The sequence below is a fragment of the bacterium genome (genome assembly GCA_035380285.1).
GTDB lineage: Bacteria > Auribacterota > Erginobacteria > Erginobacterales > DAOSXE01 > DAOSXE01.
Genome location: DAOSXE010000029.1, coordinates 12452 through 28185, shown reverse-complemented (window position 1 = coordinate 28185; position 15734 = coordinate 12452). Strand labels below are relative to the sequence as shown.

Genomic DNA, 15734 nt, shown 5'->3' with positions numbered 1-15734 from the left:
GGGGGGGGGGCGGGGCGGGGGGCGTGGGGGGCAAGGGGGGGGTGGGAGTGACGCTCGGTGTCGGAGTCGCGCTGGGAGTGGGGGTGACGGACGGGGTGGGAGTGACCGAGGGCGTGGGGGTGACGCTGGGGGTGGGAGTCGCCGAAGGGGTGGGGGTAACCGACGGCGTCGGGGTGACGGAGGGCGTGGGGGTAACCGACGGCGTGGGTGTGACCGAGGGCGTGGGAGTGACGCTGGGCGTCGGCGTTACGGAAGGCGTGGGCGTGACCGATGGGGTGGGGGTGACCGAGGAGGTGGGGGTGACGCTGGGCGTGGGCGTGACCGACGGCGTGGGCGTCACCGACGGCGTGGGCGTCACCGACGGAGTGGGGGTAACACTGGGAGTGGGAGTGATGGAAGCCGTGGGGGTGACCGAGGGCGTGGGGGTGACGCTGGGCGTGGCCGAAGGCGTGGGCGTGACCGAGGGAGTCGGCGTCACCGACGGAGTGGGGGTAACGGAGGGTGTGGGGGTGATTGAAGCCGTGGGGGTGACGGAAGGGGTGGGGGTGACGCTGGGGGTGGGAGTCGCCGAAGGCGTGGAGGTCGGGGTCGGCGAAGGCGTGGTCGTAGGTGTGGGCGTGGCCGTCGGCGGAGGGGTCGTGCTGGGGGTGGCGGAAGGCGAGGCCGTGGGCGTGGGAGTGGCGCTGGGCGTCGGGGTCGGCGTCGAGGTGGCGCAGGGAGGCTGCCCCGGGTTCCCGCAGGAACCGAGAAGGACGACGGCCAGGTCGTGCACCGTGATCCCCCGGTTGGGGTTGTTGGTGGCGAAGCGGATGTAGCCGGTGTGGGTGTCGGCGGTGAAGTCGGAGCCGATGCCGAAGATGCCGCCGGCGGAGTGGTCCCCGGTCTCCTCGAAGAAACGGCTGATCGTCTCCGAGACCGGGCTGCCGTCGAGGGTGAGGTCGAAGGAGCCGTAACGGTCGCCCGGGGCCCCGTCGTAGATCCCGTGGGAAGCGAGGGTGGAGGCGACGAAGATGTCGCTGTCGGTCTGCAGGTTGAGCCGCACCTCGGAGGTGGCGGCGTCGACCAGGGAGGTGGAGGTGGTGTCGTTGAAGGTGGATGAAGCCGTCAGCGCCGCCGGCAGTTCCAGGCCGCCGGCGTCGGCGGTGCTGAGCCCGACGGCGATCAGGGTCGCGTTCATGGTCCGCAGGGGCTTGGCGGCGTCGTTGGTCATGTGCTGCACGGTGACGGTGTAGGTTCCTGCGCAGAGGTTCTCGGTCAGGCCCTGCAGGAGAATGGACCCGAGGTCGTTGGTGCCGCTGAGCTTGCGGTGCTCCTGGTCGACCCCGACCGTGGTCCCGTCGACCTGCAGCCGCCAGAAGCAGACCCGGTCGCCGCTGCCGCCGGTCGATTCGCCGTTGAGGGCGCAGGAGACCAGGATCTTCCCGGGGATGTCGAGGGTGACGGTGCAGGCGAGGCCGTCCACGTCCTCGAAGGAAGTGCTGCTGGTGGTGTCCCCGACGGCGTCGAGGACGCCGGTCCCGTAGTTGAATTCGGCCGATCCGTCCTCGACCGTGAGGGCGAAGGCGACCATGTCGGCGTTGCGGGTGGCGATCTGGGGCTCGACCGATCCGTCGGTCTTCTGGCGGAGCCGGAAGGTATGGGTGCCGGGGGCGACGTTTTCGAAGATGTGGACGACGCCGCCCAGGCCCAGGTCCTCGATGCCGCTGAGGTAGCGGCCCAGGGTCTGGCTGGACCAGGTGTTGTCCATGCGCAGGTCCCAGTAACCGGTCTGGGGCTCGGTGGAGAAGCCGGTGTCGCAGTCGTAGGAGGAGAAGACGGCGACGGCGGTGGTGTCGGGGGTCCAGAGGCTCAGCTCCAGGCCGGTGTTGACGAAGCTGGTGGCGCTGGTGGCCCCGATGGAAAGCGTGGAATGCCCGGTTCTCAGGCAGATCCCGCTCAGCCCCGGGGTGGGGGAGGGAACGGCCGTGGGGGTGACGCTCGGGGTCGGGACCTCGGGGGAAGGCGAGGGGGTGGGGGAGATGGAGATCTCGACGCAGCCGACGATGCTCTCGTAGTCGGACCCGTGGGTCATGTGGTCGATTTCGGTGACGTAGCGGGTGGGGTCGCCGCCGATGTCGGTCTGGAACATCCAGATCCGGTTGCGCTGGTCGGATTCGGACGAATTCTGGCCGGTCACCCCCCAGAGGGTGCCGTTGCAGTCGAAGTCGAGGCCCTCCATGTCGTCGACGTCCTCGGAATCGTCGCTGCGGCGCAGGCGCCCCACGTCGGTGGTGCCGCCGGTGGCGGGGTCGAGAATGACCAGACGGTCCTCGCTCCCGCTGTTGTTGTTGATGGCGTACATGACCCCGTCGGAGCGGATGGCGATGTCGTCGATGTCGTTGAGAGAAGGTCCCTGATCCTCGATGACCAGGTAGTCGGTCCCGGATCCCCAGGCGGCGGCGACGTGGGCCCCGGTGGCGTAGTTGAGCCGGATGAGCAGATCGGCCGGATTGCCCCCCGATTCCCGCCGGACGTTGGCGTACATGATGGGGGGGTCGGTGGTGTTGTCGAAGGCGGCGCCGTCGACGTCGTCGAAGGCGATGACGCCCAGGGGCCCGGGGCCGGACCCGTAGGAAGAGGGAAGGGCGGAACCCACCCCGGTGACGCGGTTGACGATGTAGAGCCGGTCGGCCGTGGTCCCGTAGAGAGTCTGGCTGGAGAACCCGGCGCCGGGGTAGCGGGCCGCGCCCTCCATGGTGAAGGTCCCGACCCCGGACCCGATCGGGGTTTCGCTCCCCGGGTTGAGCACGTCGATGAGGGTGAGCAGGTCGTTGCCGGGAGGGCCTCCGCCGCTGTCGGCCACCAGGTAGAAGTACTGGTTCTGGCTCCAGAGTGCGGCGGGAACCAGCAGCAGCAGGGTTATCGCCAAGACGGTACCGGCGGTGCGGACGGTCATCATGCGTACACCTCGCGGTTCGCGGTGAAAAACGGAATTGATGGAAATAACCCGGTGCAAGAACGGATTCGATTTCATAAGCCAACCTCCCTTGAAGTCGCCGTTATTATCGGCGCCAGCCGGGGAAAGGGGGAATGATGGGAATCCCCCATTGATTGACTTTTTTCGCCCCGCCTTCCCCCCGGTCCGGGCCGGGGGCGGCGGGAGGCCGCGAAAACGTCGAGCGCGGGACGGTCCGCGGCGGGGCTCAGCCGCGGCCGGGGCGGGAGTAGAGCCCGACCAGCGCGGCTTCGGCGAGAACGTGCCCGCGCATGGCCGTCGAAAGCCCGGCCTTGTCCGGCGCGGACCCCGGCTCGAGCCGGCGGTCGAGGGCGTAGAGCTTGAAAAAATAACGGTGGGTGCCCGAGGGCGGGCAGGGGCCGCCGTAACCGGGGCGGCCGAAGGAGGTCGCCCCCTCGTGCCCGGGGACGCTGTCGGCCTCGATCCGGTCGACGACGGGGATCCCGGAGACCACCCAGTGGACGAAGGTCCTGCCCCCGACCGCGTCGGGATCGTCCACGATCAGGGCCAGCTCCACCGCCTCCGCCGGGACTTCCGCCACGGCCAAGGGGGGGTTGACGTTTTCGCCGTCGCAGGTGTAGCGGACGGGGATCCTCCCCCCGTCGGCGAATTCCGGACTGCTCAGTTTCATGGCTCGCTCCTCCTCCGCGGCCCCGCGGTCTCTTCGCCCCCCGGGACCGGTTCAGCCGACCAGGCCCTTTTCCTCGAGTTCCCGGGTGGCCCGGTCGACCATGTCGTCGGCCGCGACCGATCCGCTCCATTCCACCAGCTCCCGCATCCCGTCCTCGAGGGAGACGGCGGGTTCGAACCCGATGGCGTCTTTGAGCTTGGAGATGTCGGAGAAACAGTGGCGGACGTCGCCCTTGCGGAACTTGTTGAGGATCTGCGGTTCGATGTCGACGTCCATGACCCGGGCCAGGGTCTCGGCGATCCCGCGGACGGTGATCTGCCGCCCGGCGCCCACGTTGAAGACGCCGTAGTCGGCCCGGTCGTCGTTCATCACCATCAGGTTGGCCCGGGCGATGTCGTGCACGGAGATGAAGTCGCGGCTCTGCAGGCCGTCCTCGAAGACGACCGGGGGGTGGTCGTTCTTGAGCCGGCTCATGAAGATGGCCGCCACCCCGGTGTAGGGGTTGGAGAGGGACTGCCGCGGCCCGAAGACGTTGAAGTAGCGCAGGGCCACCACCGGGATCCGGTAGGTGACGCCGATGTTGAGGACCATCTCTTCCTGGTCCTTCTTGGCCAGGGCGTAGATGGAGTTGATCTCCTGGAGCTTGGTTTCGGGGGTGGGGACGGGGACGGCGACGGCCCCGCAGACGGGGCAGTGGACTTCCCAGTCGCCCGAGGCCATCTGTTCCTCGGTGCGCAGGGGAGGGGAGACGATGCCGCAGGCCGCGCACCGGTAGGCGCCTTCCCCGTAGGTGCTCATGGAACTGGGCACGATCAGCTTCCGGACGCGGTTGGGCCGGTTGACCAGGATGTCGAGGAGGTTGGCCGTGCCCAGGGTGTTGACCTCCATGTAGCGGGAGATCTGGTACATGGACTGTCCCACCCCGACCATGGCCGCCTCGTGAAAAACGATCTCGACGTCCTCGACCGCCCGGGCCAGGGCCTCGTAGTCGCGGACGTCGGCCCGGACGAACTCCGCCTCGGGGTTGAGGTAGTCGGGGGCCTTGCCCCCGGGGTGGACCTGGGGCTCGATGTTGTCGAAGATGCGGACCCGGTGCCCTTCCCGGACCAGGGCGTCGACGATGAAACTTCCGATAAACCCGGCTCCGCCGGTGACGAGTATTTTCAAGAGCGGTACTCCTTGGTGAATGATTTCCGCGCGGGGCCCGAACCTACTCGCGGGGCCCGCATTTTTCAACCGTAATCTTGCAGGGGATCTCGGCGTACCCGGCGAGCCGGCGGGGGTTGCGGACGCGGAAGAGCGCCGCGTTGTTGATCCAGTCCAGGATCCGGTACTCGTCGCCCCGCAGGTGCGAGGAGGCGGCGGGGTTGAGGGAGTACGAACCCGAAGCGAAGGCGGCCGGGAGCCGGAACTCGACCAGGGCCGATTCCCCGGCCCGGAAATCGGCCAGGGGCTGGCCCTGCCAGTGGTTGTTGGTCCCGAAGACGTCGCTCCCCCACTGGTTGCGGACGATGACGCCGAGCACGAACCGGGGCACGTCCCGGTGGAAGCGGACCCGGAACCGGATCGTCATCGCGTCCCCGGCGGCGAAGGTTTCCGTCGCCGCCCCGTCCCCGCCGAGGACGGCGATCTCGACGATCTCGGCTTCGCGCTCCCCGTAGCGGCTGTAGTCGCTGATGGCCTTGCGCGCCTGCTCGCGGAGCGGCCCCGGGTCCCCGTTCTCCCCCCCGGCCAGTTTCTCGCGGCGGTCGATCAGGGCCATGTAACGCTTGGCCGTCTCGTCGGCCGGCCCGTCGGCGATGAGCCGGGAGTAGTCGACGATCACCGCCCGGTCGCAGACGTTGCGCATGCTCTCGATGTCGTGGGTGACGTAGACGATGGTCCGGCCCTCTTCCTGAAACTGCCGGATCTTGCGGACGCACTTGTGCTGAAAGTAGGTGTCGCCCACCGCCAGGACCTCGTCGACCAGGAGGATGTCGGGGTCGAGGCTGACGGCGGCGGAGAAGGCCAGGCGCACGTACATGCCGCTGGAGTAGGTCCGGGTAGGGCGGTCGATGAAGTCCCCGAGCTCGGCGAACTCCACGATCTCGGCCAGTCGCGCTTCGATCTCGCGGGAGGAGAAACCCAGGATATGGCCGCTCATGCGCACGTTTTCGCGGCCGGTGAAGTCGGGGTCGAAGCCGGCTCCGAGTTCGAGCAGGGTGGAGATCCGGCCCGCGGCCGAGACCCGGCCCAGGGTGGGGTGCATGATCCCGGCCATGAGCTGCAGGAGCGTACTCTTCCCCGATCCGTTCTGGCCGAGGATGCCCAGGGTCGTGCCCGGCGCGATCTCGAGGTCGACGTTCCGCAGCGCCCAGAACTCCCGGCCGCTCCCCCGCTTCCCCCCGGCGAGGACGTTCTTCAGCCGCCGCAGCGGCCGCTCGACCACCGGGAAGGACTTGGAAACCCCGCGGATGGAGATGGATCCGTTCATGCTCAGACCAGGTCGGCGAACACCCGTTCGGCTTTTTTGAAGAAGGCGAACCCGGCCCGGTAGAGGAGCAGGCCCAGGGCCAGGGTGTAGACGAACATGCCCCAATCGGGCGCCTTCCCGCCCAGGATCGCTGCCCGGAAGTTGTGGATGAGGGCGGCCAGGGGGTTGAGCAGGAGCCAGAGGGCCCACCTCCCCCTGAAGACCGATTCCGGGTAGAAGATCGGGGTCAGGAACATCCAGCAGAGGGTGGCCAGGGAGGCGAACTGGCGGATGTCGCGGATGACCGGCCCCAGGCCGGCCACGAAGAAGGCGACCCCGGCGGTGCAGAGGAAGAGGGGGAGCAGGAGCAGGGGGATCCAGGCCCAGCTCCAGTGGGCCGTGCCCTGGAAGGCGGCGACGGCCGCCAGGAGGATGCAGAAGCCGGGGAGCTGGTTGGCGATCCCGGCGATCACCACCTTTAGGGGCAGGACCTCGTGGGGGAAGATGACCTTCTTGACCAGGCTGGGGTTCTCCCAGATGACGGTGGTGGAGCGGTTGACGGCCTCGCTGAAGGCGAGCCAGATGAGGATGGCGCAGAAGACCGAGAGGGCGTAGGACCCGATCCCGTTTTCCCGGCCGAGCCCGATCATGACCCCGAAGACCAGGGTGTAGATCCCGAGCAGGGCCAGGGGCTCGGCCAGGGCCCAGAGGAGCCCCAGGGCGGACCCGCGGTAGCGCCCGAGCAGGTCGCGCTTGGCCAGGGCGCCGAGCAGGTGGCGCCGGCGCCAGAGGATGCCGAAGGCGCCGGCGTTCATCGTTCCCCCAGCCAGGGTTCGAGTTCCCGCCGCAGCCGTTCCTCCACCGGGAGGGCCCGCAGTTCCGCCACGCGCCGCCGCCCGGCGGCGGTCACCCGCTCCCGCAGGCCGGCGTCGTCGACCAGCAGCCCCGCCAGTTCGGCGATCTCGGCCGGGTCTTTCCGGTCCACCAGGATCCCCCCGCCGCCCATGGTCTCTCCCACGGCCCCGGCGTCGTAGGCGATCACGGGGATGCCGAAGCGCATGGCTTCCAGGGGGGGAACGCAGTAGCCCTCGTGCTCGCTCATGCAGACGAAGACCCGGCCCAGGCGGTAGTAGCCCAGGAGCTCGGCGTGGGTGGCGTGGCCGGCGAAGACGACGCCTTCGAGGCCGAGGGCGGCCGCCATTTCGTCCAGGTGCCGGCGGTAGGGACCGGTGCTGGCGTCGTCCCCGACCAGGAAGAGCCGGGCCCCCGGCTTCACGAACCGCCGGTAGTAGTGGAAGACGAGGAGCAGGTCCTCGAAACGCTTGTTGGGGGCGATCCGGCCCACGAAGAGCAGGTCGTCGTCCCGGCTCCCCCAGCGCCGCTCCACCGCCGGGTCGGGCTCGCCGTCGAGCGCGTCCCAGCCGATGGCGAGGGGGACGAGGGCCGTGGCCGCAAACCCGGCTTCCCGCAGCTCGCGGCGGTTGAACTCGGAGATGGTCAGGGCCAGTTCGACCCGGGGGGCGAGCCGCGCCAGCTGGCTCCGCCCCTCCCGGAGGTAGAGGGCGGTTTCGGGGAGGATGATGTCGAAGAGGTCGGGAGGGGTGATGTTGTGGTAGACGATCATCCTGCGGTCGGGGACGGAGAGGAAGTAGTCGGTGGCGAGGTCGCCGATCCCGAAGTGGTAGAGGCAGATATGGCCGGGGGCGCTGAAGCGGCGGTGCTCCTCCAGGGGGCGGCAGAGGTCGCGGGCCCCGGGGTGGATGTGGGCGGGGTTGACGAAGATCTCGGACTCGTGGCCCCACTCCCGGAAGGTCCGGCGCAGGAGCAGGGCGTGGTTGCTGATGCCGTCCCCGGGCATGAGGCCGGCCAGGACCTGGTGGATGGGCGGCCGGACCGCGCTCATTTCCCGCCTCCCCGCCGCCGGTCGACGAACTCCCGCAGCGCGGCCTCCAGTTTCTCCAGGAGGGGCTCCCAGCGGTAGCGGGCCCGGACGTACTCCCGTCCGGCGGCCCCCATCCGCCCGGCGGTTTCGGGGCGTTCGAGCAGGTAGAGGAGGGCCTGCTCGAACTCGAAATAATCCCGGAAATAGAGGCCCCCGCCCGAGCGGCGGCAGTGGTCGAGGGTCACGGGGCAGCGGCCGTTGACCAGGGCCGGGGTCCCCGCCGCCCAGGCCTCCAGGAGGACGATGGAGAAACTCTCGTAGGTGGAGGGGTGGCAGAAGACCTCGGCCGCCGCGTAGGCCCCCCACTTCTCCTCCTCGGGGAGGTAGCCCAGGTCCCGGACGAACTCCCGGTCGGCGGGCGGGATCTCCACCTCCCCGGACCCGACCAGGGCCAGGAGGAGGTCGCGGCGGCGGTGGGCCCGGAAGATCCGGAAGTACTCCATGAGCAGGGGGATCCCCTTGCCCGACTCCCGGCGGCCGGCATAGAGGACGAACGGCCGCTCGATCCCGTGGCGCTCCCGCAACCCGTCGCCGGAGATCGTCGCCGGCGGCTCCACCCCCAGCCCCACGACCGGGGAGCGTTCGGGGTCGAAGGGGACCAGGGAGGCGGCGAAGGCTTTTTCCGGTTCGCTGTTGAAGAAGACCGCGCCCGCCCGGCGGAAGAGTTCGCGGACGCCGGGCAGGTAGGCCCCGGGTTCGTCGTGCAGGCAGGGGACGAGGATGGAGCGTCCGCCGGCGGCGGCGATCCCGTGGGTGGTGGGGCCGAAGAGGTAGGGGGCGAAGACGAGGCAGTCGTAGCGCTCCCGGTGGCGGGCGATGAACTCGGTCAGGTCCGGGCTGTCGGGGTTGACCAGGAGGTTCGCCGGCGCCGGGCACTTCCCCGGCGGCGGGGGGGAGTAGACCAGGTCGAAGCGGCGGACCGTCACCCCGTCGAGGGTCTCCGTCCCCCCCGGGAGCTCGTTGGCCCAGGTGACCGTGTCCCGGGCCCGGGAGGTGAGCACCTCGCAGGAGTGCCCCCGGGCCGCCAGGCGCTCGGCCCAGCCCCGGACCAGGCTTTCCGCCCCCCCGGCCGCCCGGGCCCGGTAGCGGGGACAGACGAAACCTATCGAGAGGGGCCCGGGCATCCGCTCGCCCCCTCCTCCCGCAAACGCGCGATCTCCGCCTCCAGCGCGGCCAGCTTCTGCTCGTAGCGCAAAACCATCGCCTGGATGAGGACGGTGGAGCGGGCGTTGAACTCCTTCTGCTGGGAGAAGAGGCGGAAGGTGTAGAACTTGAGCAGCTTCCAGATGATCTTTTTCAGGAGCACCGCCGCCGCCCCCAGGACCGGGGTCTTGACCGGGATGGGGAAATCGCCGAGGTCGACGTTGGAGGCCCGCCAGAGGTCGGGGAGGCAGGAGACCAGGTTCTCGTGGTCGAGACGGATGTTGTCCATCTCCAGCGCCCGGGCGGCGGCGAGGTTGTAGGCTTCGTACTCCCCCGAGGCCCTGCGGGCCGCGATCCGCTCGCGGATCTCGGCCATGATCGCCTCGACGTCGATTCCCGAAGTTCCGACATCTACGGACATGCGCGTCAACTCCCTTGGTGTTCCGGCTCGGGCTGGGGCAGGAATTCCCACTCCACGGGCACGCCGAAGATCCCGGCGCCCTCGCCGGCCGCCACCACCGACAGGGGGTAATAGAACTCCCGGCGGTGGTAGCTGGTCAAATGGTCCTGGGAATGGATGGAGAGGGAGAGGAGGAACCGGCCCGTGAGCAGGGGCAGGGAACGGAGCCGGAACCTGACCTTTCCCGAGCCCGCGATCGCGGGGATGTGAAAATCCGCCATCTGGGTGTTGCTCCCGAAGCAGAGGGTGTGGTCGAGGTCGTGGATGGCGAACCCGAAGACGGGGTCCTTCACGGGCTCGCGGGCCGTGAAGGCCACGGTGACGATCAGGTCGCCCCCCCCCTCCAGTTCCAGCTCGGAGCGGCCCCGGCCGTCGGTGATCTCGACGCCGTCGATCTCGACGCGCCGGTCGCCCCACTCGTGCCGGACCTTGAGCCCCTCGCCCCCCTGGGCCAGGTGGGCCTGGACGTCGCGGATGTAGGTCCCGACGGCGTCGCCCGTGGGGCCGTCGAAGACGACCCGTCCCTGCCGGAGGTAGACGACCCGGTCGCAGAAGGAGCGGATCATGTTCATGTCGTGGGAGACGACGACGATGGTCTTCCCGGCTTCCTTGAACTCCCGCATCTTGCGGCCGCTTTTCTTCTGGAAGGATTCGTCGCCCACCGCCAGGACCTCGTCGACCAGGAGGATGTCGGGGTCGGCGGCGGCGGCGACGGAGAACCCGAGGCGGACCGCCATGCCCGAGGAGTAGGAGCGCAGGGGGCTGTCGATGAATTCGCCCAGCTCGGAAAACTCGACGATCCCGCGGAAGCGCTCGGCCACGGTCTTCTGGGACATGCCCAGGATGGAGCCGTTGAGGAAGATGTTCTCGCGCCCGGTCAGGTAGGGGTGGAACCCCGCCCCCAGTTCGAGGAGGCTGCTCACCGTCCCCGCCGTCGCGACCGTCCCCCGGGTGGGGACCATGGTCCGGGCCAGGATGGAGAGAAGGGTGGACTTCCCCGAGCCGTTGGGCCCGATCACGCCCACCGTCTCCCCGGGGTCGACGGAGAAGGAGACGTCCCGCAGGGCCCAGAAATCGTCGCGGCTCTCCCGGCGCAGGAGCCGGCGGAACAGGGCCTTTTCCTGCGACTCGCCGCGGGCGTGGCGGAGCCGGAATTTTTTGCTCATTTCCGTGACCCGTATCGAACTCATCCTACAGCTCGTCGGCGAAGTAAGGTTCGCGGCGGAGGAAGAAGGCCGTCCCCAGGACCATCGTCAGCAGGCAGACGGCCATGGAGATATAGAATCCGGCCGCGGCCGGCGGCGCCGTGCCCAGGAAGACGAAACGGTAGAGGGAGACCACCGCCACCATGGGGTTGAGGCAGTAGAGGCTGAAGAGCGCCGGGGAGAGGCTGCCCAGGGCCCGCTCCAGGGGGTACATGATCGGGGTCATGAAGAACCAGGCCAGGAGGAGGATGGAGATGAGGTGCTCGGTGTCGCGGAAGTAGACGTTGAGGCAGGCCAGGAAACTGCTCAGTCCCGCCACCAGGGCGAGGTTGAGGATGATGACCCCGGGGAGGGCGAGCAGCGACCAGCCCGCCGCCGAGCGGTAGCCGAAGAAGATGATGGAGACGGCGAGAAAGCCGGCCAGGACCAGGAGGGAGAGGAGGAAGTTGATGAGGTTGGCCAGGATCATGGCCGCGGGCATGACCAGCTTGGGGAAGGGGGTGCGCTTCACCAGGGACGGCGCGGCGGTGATGACCACGACCGCGTCGGAGAGGCAGGTGGCGAAGAAGGTCCAGGCCAGGATCCCGATCAAAAGCTCGGGGAGGTCGATGGGGATCCGCAGCAGGCGCAGGAAGAGGAAGTAGATCAGCATCATGAACAGGGGGCTGATCATGGTCCAGAGAAACCCCAGCACCGAGCCCTTGTAGCGGACCCGGAGGTTGCGCAGGACCATGTTCCTGATCAGGTCCCGCCAGCGGCATAGTTCCCGGATGGTCTTGAGCATAGGCGACAGTTCCGGCGTGCCGGCGCCGAATTTCGTCCGCGGCCGGCAAACCGGGGCCATTATAACCCAGTTCCGGCCGCCGGATACCCCGAAAAAGCTCCTCAGGCCGGGGCGAGCAGGGGCGCAAGCACCTCCAGCCAGGCCTCGCGGAAGGGAAAATCCCGGAACCGGGCCAGGCGGCGGTCCTGCGCCCGCAGCAGTTTCTCCCGGAGCCCGGCGTCGGTCAGCACCCGCCGGATCAGGGCGGCGCAGCGGCCGGGGTCGTCGTCGGCCACGACCAGCCCGGCTTCCCCCAGGGTGTCGGGGACGGCCGCGGCCGCCCGGGCGATCACCGGGAGGCGGTGGAAGAGCGCTTCCACCAGGGGGACGCCGAACCCCTCGTGCTCGCTCATGCAGAGGAAGAGGTCGGCGCCCGCGTAGTAGGCCCGCAGGGCCGCGTCGTCGACCTTGCCGGGCATGACCACGGCCTCCTCCACCCCCAGCTCCCGGGCCAGGCGCTCCAGGGAAGCGGCGTAGGACCCGTCGTGCCCGCGGTCGCCGACCAGGTAGAGCATGGCGCCGGGGCTGTAGGCCCGGCGGTAGCGGGCGAAGATCCGGATGAGCCGGTCCTGGCGCTTGTTGGGGGCGAACCGGCCGACGAAGAGGATGGCCTCCCCCCCGCGCGCGACGGCGGCCAGGAGCTCCGGGTCGGGCTCGCCCCCGGTCAGGCTCCGGGGGAGGGGGAGGGGGATCACGGTCGGGGCCGGGAACCCGGCCGCGGAGAGTTCCCGGGCGTTGTAGGCCGAATCCGCCACCGCCGCCTCCACCGCCCCCGCCAGCCCCTGGAACTGCCGGCGGGCGAGGAGGGCGAGCCAGGCGTCTTCGGGGGCGGTGTCGGCGAAAAAACGGGCGGGGGTGATGTTGTGGTGCACCAGGACCTTGCGGTCGGGGCAGGCGCGGAAGTAAGGGGCGAGCTTCGAGCCGATGGCGGTGTGGAAGACGGCCACGGCCCCGGGGCCGCCGGCGGAGCGGTGTTCCCTCCAGGAACGGCATTCGCTCTGCCCGGGCTTGCGGTCGAGGACGAAGATGTCCGAGGCGAACCCCGCTTCCCGGAGGACGCCGCGCAGGGCCCGGGCGTAGCCGCCGATGGCGTCGGCCCCTTCCAGCGCCGGAAGCAGCTGGTGCACCGCCCTGGTCTTCATTGCCCTGTTTCCTTCTCCCCGGGGAATCTGCTAAGGTACCCGGACGACTCCGGATTCACGAAACGATAAGGAAATTGTACCCCAACCGCGCCCGCCCGCAAGAACTCCCGAGGTCGGATGGAACGTTACCGCGCCAGCCCCGTCTACCGCTACCTGCTCTTCCTTTCCCTGACCGCCGCTTTCGGCCTCCAGGGGTGGAGGACGCTCTTCAACAACTACGCCGCGGATACGGTGGGGCTGAACGGGTTTCAGGTCGGCCTCATCCAGTCCGTGCGCGAGATCCCCGGCTTCCTCACCTTCCTGGTGGCGCTGGTCGCCTTCTACGTCCGGGAGACCCGGCTGGGGGCTCTCTCCCTGGTGCTTCTGGGCGCGGGGGTGGGCGCGGCCGGATTTTTCCCCAGCTTCACCGGCCTGATCGTCACCACCTTCGTCATGTCCCTGGGGTTCCACTACTTCGAGACCATCAACCAGGCCCTCTGCATCCAGTGCTTTTCGCGGGCCCAGACCCCGCACGTGATGGGGCGGCTCAAGGCCCTGGTAGGGCTGGCCAACATCGGGGCCGGGGCGGTGGTCCTGGGGGTGAGCCTGGTGCTCCCCTTCTCGGTCTCCTTCGTGCTCATCGGCGCCGCCGTGGCGGCGGCCGGGGTCCGGGCCTGGTTCCGGGAGCCGGCCGAACACGGGGGCGTCCCCCAGCTCCGCCGTCTCCTCTTCCGGCGGCGCTACCTGCTCTACTACGTGCTCAGTTTCCTGGCCGGGGCCCGCCGGCAGATCTTCGTCTGCTTCGCGGTCTTTCTCCTGGTCAAGCGCCACGGGTTCCAGGTGGAGTGGGTCGCCGGCCTCTTCATCGTCAACAACGTCCTCACCTACCTCGTCCTCCCCCGGATCTCGCGGGGGATCGCCCGCTTCGGCGAGCGCGCCATGCTCACGCTCGAATACTCCAGCCTCACCCTCATCTTTCTCGGCTACGCCCTGCTGGACAACCCCTGGGCGGCGGCCGTCCTCTACCTGCTCGACCACGTCTTCTTCGGGTTCACCATCGGGATCAACACCTACCTGCAGAAGGTGGCGGACCCGGCCGAGGTCACGCCCTCCGTCTCCACCGGCTTCGCCGTCAACCACATCTCCGCCGTGATCGTCCCCGCCTTCGGCGGGGCGCTGTGGATGCTGAACTGGCGGATCCCCTTTCTCATGGGGGCGGCCCTGGCGGTCTGTTCCCTGGCCGCCGTCCAGTGGATCCGGGTGGGCCGGGCGGACGACGGCCCTCAGGCCAGCAGTTCCAGGAGCCGCTCGGCGAAGGGGTAGGCCCGGATCTCCTCCAGCCGGCGGTCCTGGGCGGCGAGGAGGCGCTCGCGCAGGGGCCGGTCCGTCAGGATCCGGCGCATGCAGGCCGCCGTGAAACCCGGGTCCCGGCGCTCGATCAGGAAGCCGGCCCCGCCCAGGGTCTCCGGGACGGCGGCGGCGGCGGCGGCCAGGACCGGGACCCGCGCCCGCATGCTTTCCACCAGGGGGACGCCGAACCCCTCGTGCTCGCTCAGGCAGAGGAAGAGATCGGCGATCCGGTAGTAGGCCCGCAGCCGGGCCGGGGAGACTTTCCCCGCCAGCCGCACCCCGGTTCTCCGGGGGTCGCCGGCCCGTTCCCTGAGCAGGTCGCGGTAGGAGGGGACGGCGGTCTCCCCGACCAGGAAGAGCCGGGCCCCGGGGTCGAAGGCCTCCCGGTAGCGGGCGAAGGCCGCGATCGCGGCGTCGGGCCGTTTATTGGGGACCATCCGCCCCACGAAGAGGACGTTGGTCTCCCCGTCGGAACCGAACCGCCCGACGATCTCCCGGTCCGGCTCCGGCTCCGGCTCCGATCCCTCCTCGATCGAGGGGTAGGGCAGGACTTGTGCCTCGGCGAACCCGGCGCGCCGCAGTTCCCCGGCGTTGAACTCGGAATCGGCCAGCGCCCGCCAGGCGGAGGCGGCGAACGTCGGGAGGAGGCGCCTCCCCCGCCGGCATTCGAGCATGGCGGCGTCGTCCCACCCCCGGAAAAACCGCTCCGGGGTGACGTTGTGGTAGAGGAGCACCTGGCGGCCGCCGTAGCGGCGGAAAACCTCGCCGGCCCCGGAGCCGATGGAATAGTGATAGACGAGGGTGTCGTCCCCGCGCTTCCGGGGGGGAAGGAGGGAGAGGGGTAGGGCGGGGGGGCGCAGGGGGACCTCGGCGTATATCTCCGAAGCCAGTCCCCCCCGGGCCAGGGCCTCCCTGATCTTCAGCGCTTCCGCGCCCTGGGCGTCGTCGGGGTCGAAAACCGCCAGGACCTGGTGGACGGCGCGGGGGGCGGGGTCAGTCGCGGCCGGCTTCATCCCGCCCCCGGCGCTCCTCTTCCTGGGAACGGAGGATTTCGACCACCAGCAGGTTGAAGATGCGCTGGTTGCGCTGCAGGCGCCCCCAGAGTTTCAGGAGGGGCCGAAGCGCCCGCCCCGCCGCTCCGGAACGGCCGGAGAGGAGTTCGTCCCGGCCCGGTTCGGCGTAGTGGTCGAGGAGGGAGAGCAGATACCCGCGCTCCGCGCCCTCCGCCGTACCCTCCCCGGTCTCCGGGGGCTCTTCCCATCCCCGGCGCCGGACTTCCTCGAGGATCTCGCGCTCGAGCCGTTCCGCGTCGATTTCGGGGTTGTTCCGTCGGATCCAGGCCATGACGCTCAATCCTCCTCGACGTTGAAGGGGGAGTGGGCCCCGCGCTTCGGGGCCCGGCGCGCCCGCAGGGATTTGAGGGCCTCGTCTTCGAGCCATTCGTCGATCACCGACTTCTTGAACCGGATGGTGCTCCCGATCCGGCTGGCGGGCAGGTTCCCCCGGCGGACGTGGCGGTAGACGACCTGGGGGTGAAGCTGGAGGTAGGAAGCCGCCTGCTCGATGGTCATGATCTCCGGATAGCCGTCGGCGTTTTTATCGGGCATCTCGT

At 69.5% G+C, this 15734-nt stretch carries 15 protein-coding genes; 1 reads left to right on the top strand and 14 read right to left on the bottom strand.

The genetic code is table 11. From position 1 onward, the window contains the following. From PLZ73_10595 to PLZ73_10545, 11 genes are all read right to left on the bottom strand, one after another. Nucleotides 1-2938, bottom strand: a 2938-nt coding sequence (locus PLZ73_10595; GenBank protein HOO78321.1) for a hypothetical protein, incomplete at its 3' end; no start/stop codon positions are given. Nucleotides 2939-3182: 244 nt separating this feature from the next. Continuing rightward, complete coding sequence (locus PLZ73_10590) at nucleotides 3183-3626, bottom strand: YbhB/YbcL family Raf kinase inhibitor-like protein (protein HOO78320.1); 444 nt, start codon at nucleotides 3624-3626, stop codon at nucleotides 3183-3185. 51 nt (nucleotides 3627-3677) lie between these two features. Continuing rightward, nucleotides 3678-4793 carry an SDR family NAD(P)-dependent oxidoreductase gene (locus tag PLZ73_10585; protein HOO78319.1) on the bottom strand — a complete coding sequence of 372 codons (1116 nt, stop codon included), beginning with the start codon at nucleotides 4791-4793 and terminating at the stop codon, nucleotides 3678-3680. 43 nt (nucleotides 4794-4836) lie between these two features. Beyond that, entirely contained in the window at nucleotides 4837-6099 is a 1263-nt protein-coding gene (locus PLZ73_10580) for an ABC transporter ATP-binding protein (GenBank protein HOO78318.1), read from the bottom strand. Between the two features lie 2 nt (nucleotides 6100-6101). Then, nucleotides 6102-6893, bottom strand: a complete 792-nt coding sequence (locus PLZ73_10575; protein HOO78317.1) for an ABC transporter permease — start codon at nucleotides 6891-6893, stop codon at nucleotides 6102-6104. Continuing rightward, nucleotides 6890-7981, bottom strand: a complete 1092-nt coding sequence (locus tag PLZ73_10570) for a glycosyltransferase family 4 protein (GenBank protein HOO78316.1) — start codon at nucleotides 7979-7981, stop codon at nucleotides 6890-6892. The genes PLZ73_10575 and PLZ73_10570 overlap by 4 nt, the downstream gene beginning before the upstream one ends. Further along, nucleotides 7978-9144 carry a glycosyltransferase family 4 protein gene (locus PLZ73_10565; GenBank protein HOO78315.1) on the bottom strand — a complete coding sequence of 389 codons (1167 nt, stop codon included), beginning with the start codon at nucleotides 9142-9144 and terminating at the stop codon, nucleotides 7978-7980. Before PLZ73_10565 ends, PLZ73_10570 begins: the two co-directional genes overlap by 4 nt. Continuing rightward, nucleotides 9123-9584, bottom strand: coding sequence for a hypothetical protein (locus PLZ73_10560; protein ID HOO78314.1), 462 nt, complete (start codon nucleotides 9582-9584; stop codon nucleotides 9123-9125). Before PLZ73_10560 ends, PLZ73_10565 begins: the two co-directional genes overlap by 22 nt. Nucleotides 9585-9589: 5 nt before the next feature. Continuing rightward, complete coding sequence (locus tag PLZ73_10555; GenBank protein ID HOO78313.1) at nucleotides 9590-10813, bottom strand: ABC transporter ATP-binding protein; 1224 nt, start codon at nucleotides 10811-10813, stop codon at nucleotides 9590-9592. A gap of 1 nt (nucleotide 10814) precedes the next feature. After that, the gene (locus PLZ73_10550; GenBank protein HOO78312.1) at nucleotides 10815-11672 is read right to left on the bottom strand and encodes an ABC transporter permease; all 858 of its coding nucleotides are present in this window, start codon (nucleotides 11670-11672) and stop codon (nucleotides 10815-10817) included. A gap of 41 nt (nucleotides 11673-11713) precedes the next feature. Continuing rightward, entirely contained in the window at nucleotides 11714-12793 is a 1080-nt protein-coding gene (locus PLZ73_10545; protein ID HOO78311.1) for a glycosyltransferase family 4 protein, read from the bottom strand. Between the two features lie 117 nt (nucleotides 12794-12910). Between PLZ73_10545 and PLZ73_10540 the strand changes: the two genes are divergently transcribed. Next, nucleotides 12911-14095: an MFS transporter gene (locus PLZ73_10540; GenBank protein HOO78310.1), complete on the top strand. Its 1185-nt coding sequence runs from the start codon at nucleotides 12911-12913 to the stop codon at nucleotides 14093-14095. On the opposite strand, the gene PLZ73_10535 is transcribed toward PLZ73_10540, so the two are convergent. Genes PLZ73_10535 through PLZ73_10525 form a run of 3 tightly spaced genes read right to left on the bottom strand, consistent with a single transcriptional unit; the run spans nucleotide 14056 to nucleotide 15729 of the window. After that, on the bottom strand, nucleotides 14056-15135 hold the full coding sequence (locus tag PLZ73_10535) for a glycosyltransferase family 4 protein (protein ID HOO78309.1): 1080 nt from the start codon (nucleotides 15133-15135) through the stop codon (nucleotides 14056-14058). The two genes, PLZ73_10540 and PLZ73_10535, sit on opposite strands and share 40 nt — an antisense overlap. Then, entirely contained in the window at nucleotides 15116-15466 is a 351-nt protein-coding gene (locus PLZ73_10530; protein HOO78308.1) for a hypothetical protein, read from the bottom strand. The genes PLZ73_10535 and PLZ73_10530 overlap by 20 nt, the downstream gene beginning before the upstream one ends. A gap of 5 nt (nucleotides 15467-15471) precedes the next feature. Further along, complete coding sequence (locus PLZ73_10525) at nucleotides 15472-15729, bottom strand: helix-turn-helix domain-containing protein (protein HOO78307.1); 258 nt, start codon at nucleotides 15727-15729, stop codon at nucleotides 15472-15474. Nucleotides 15730-15734: the final 5 nt, after the last annotated feature.

Bases quoted from the DNA above. Each gene is read 5' to 3' on its own strand.
- PLZ73_10540 (HOO78310.1), top strand. From the start codon at position 12,911: ATGGAACGTTACCGCGCCAGCCCCGTCTACCGCTACCTGCTCTTCCTT.
- PLZ73_10565 (HOO78315.1), bottom strand. From the start codon at position 9,144: ATGCCCGGGCCCCTCTCGATAGGTTTCGTCTGTCCCCGCTACCGGGCC.
- PLZ73_10560 (HOO78314.1), bottom strand. From the start codon at position 9,584: ATGTCCGTAGATGTCGGAACTTCGGGAATCGACGTCGAGGCGATCATG.
- PLZ73_10535 (HOO78309.1), bottom strand. From the start codon at position 15,135: ATGAAGCCGGCCGCGACTGACCCCGCCCCCCGCGCCGTCCACCAGGTC.
- PLZ73_10590 (HOO78320.1), bottom strand. From the start codon at position 3,626: ATGAAACTGAGCAGTCCGGAATTCGCCGACGGGGGGAGGATCCCCGTC.
- PLZ73_10550 (HOO78312.1), bottom strand. From the start codon at position 11,672: ATGGCCCCGGTTTGCCGGCCGCGGACGAAATTCGGCGCCGGCACGCCG.
- PLZ73_10530 (HOO78308.1), bottom strand. From the start codon at position 15,466: ATGGCCTGGATCCGACGGAACAACCCCGAAATCGACGCGGAACGGCTC.
- PLZ73_10580 (HOO78318.1), bottom strand. From the start codon at position 6,099: ATGAACGGATCCATCTCCATCCGCGGGGTTTCCAAGTCCTTCCCGGTG.
- PLZ73_10525 (HOO78307.1), bottom strand. From the start codon at position 15,729: ATGCCCGATAAAAACGCCGACGGCTATCCGGAGATCATGACCATCGAG.
- PLZ73_10570 (HOO78316.1), bottom strand. From the start codon at position 7,981: ATGAGCGCGGTCCGGCCGCCCATCCACCAGGTCCTGGCCGGCCTCATG.
- PLZ73_10555 (HOO78313.1), bottom strand. From the start codon at position 10,813: ATGAGTTCGATACGGGTCACGGAAATGAGCAAAAAATTCCGGCTCCGC.
- PLZ73_10575 (HOO78317.1), bottom strand. From the start codon at position 6,893: ATGAACGCCGGCGCCTTCGGCATCCTCTGGCGCCGGCGCCACCTGCTC.
- PLZ73_10545 (HOO78311.1), bottom strand. From the start codon at position 12,793: ATGAAGACCAGGGCGGTGCACCAGCTGCTTCCGGCGCTGGAAGGGGCC.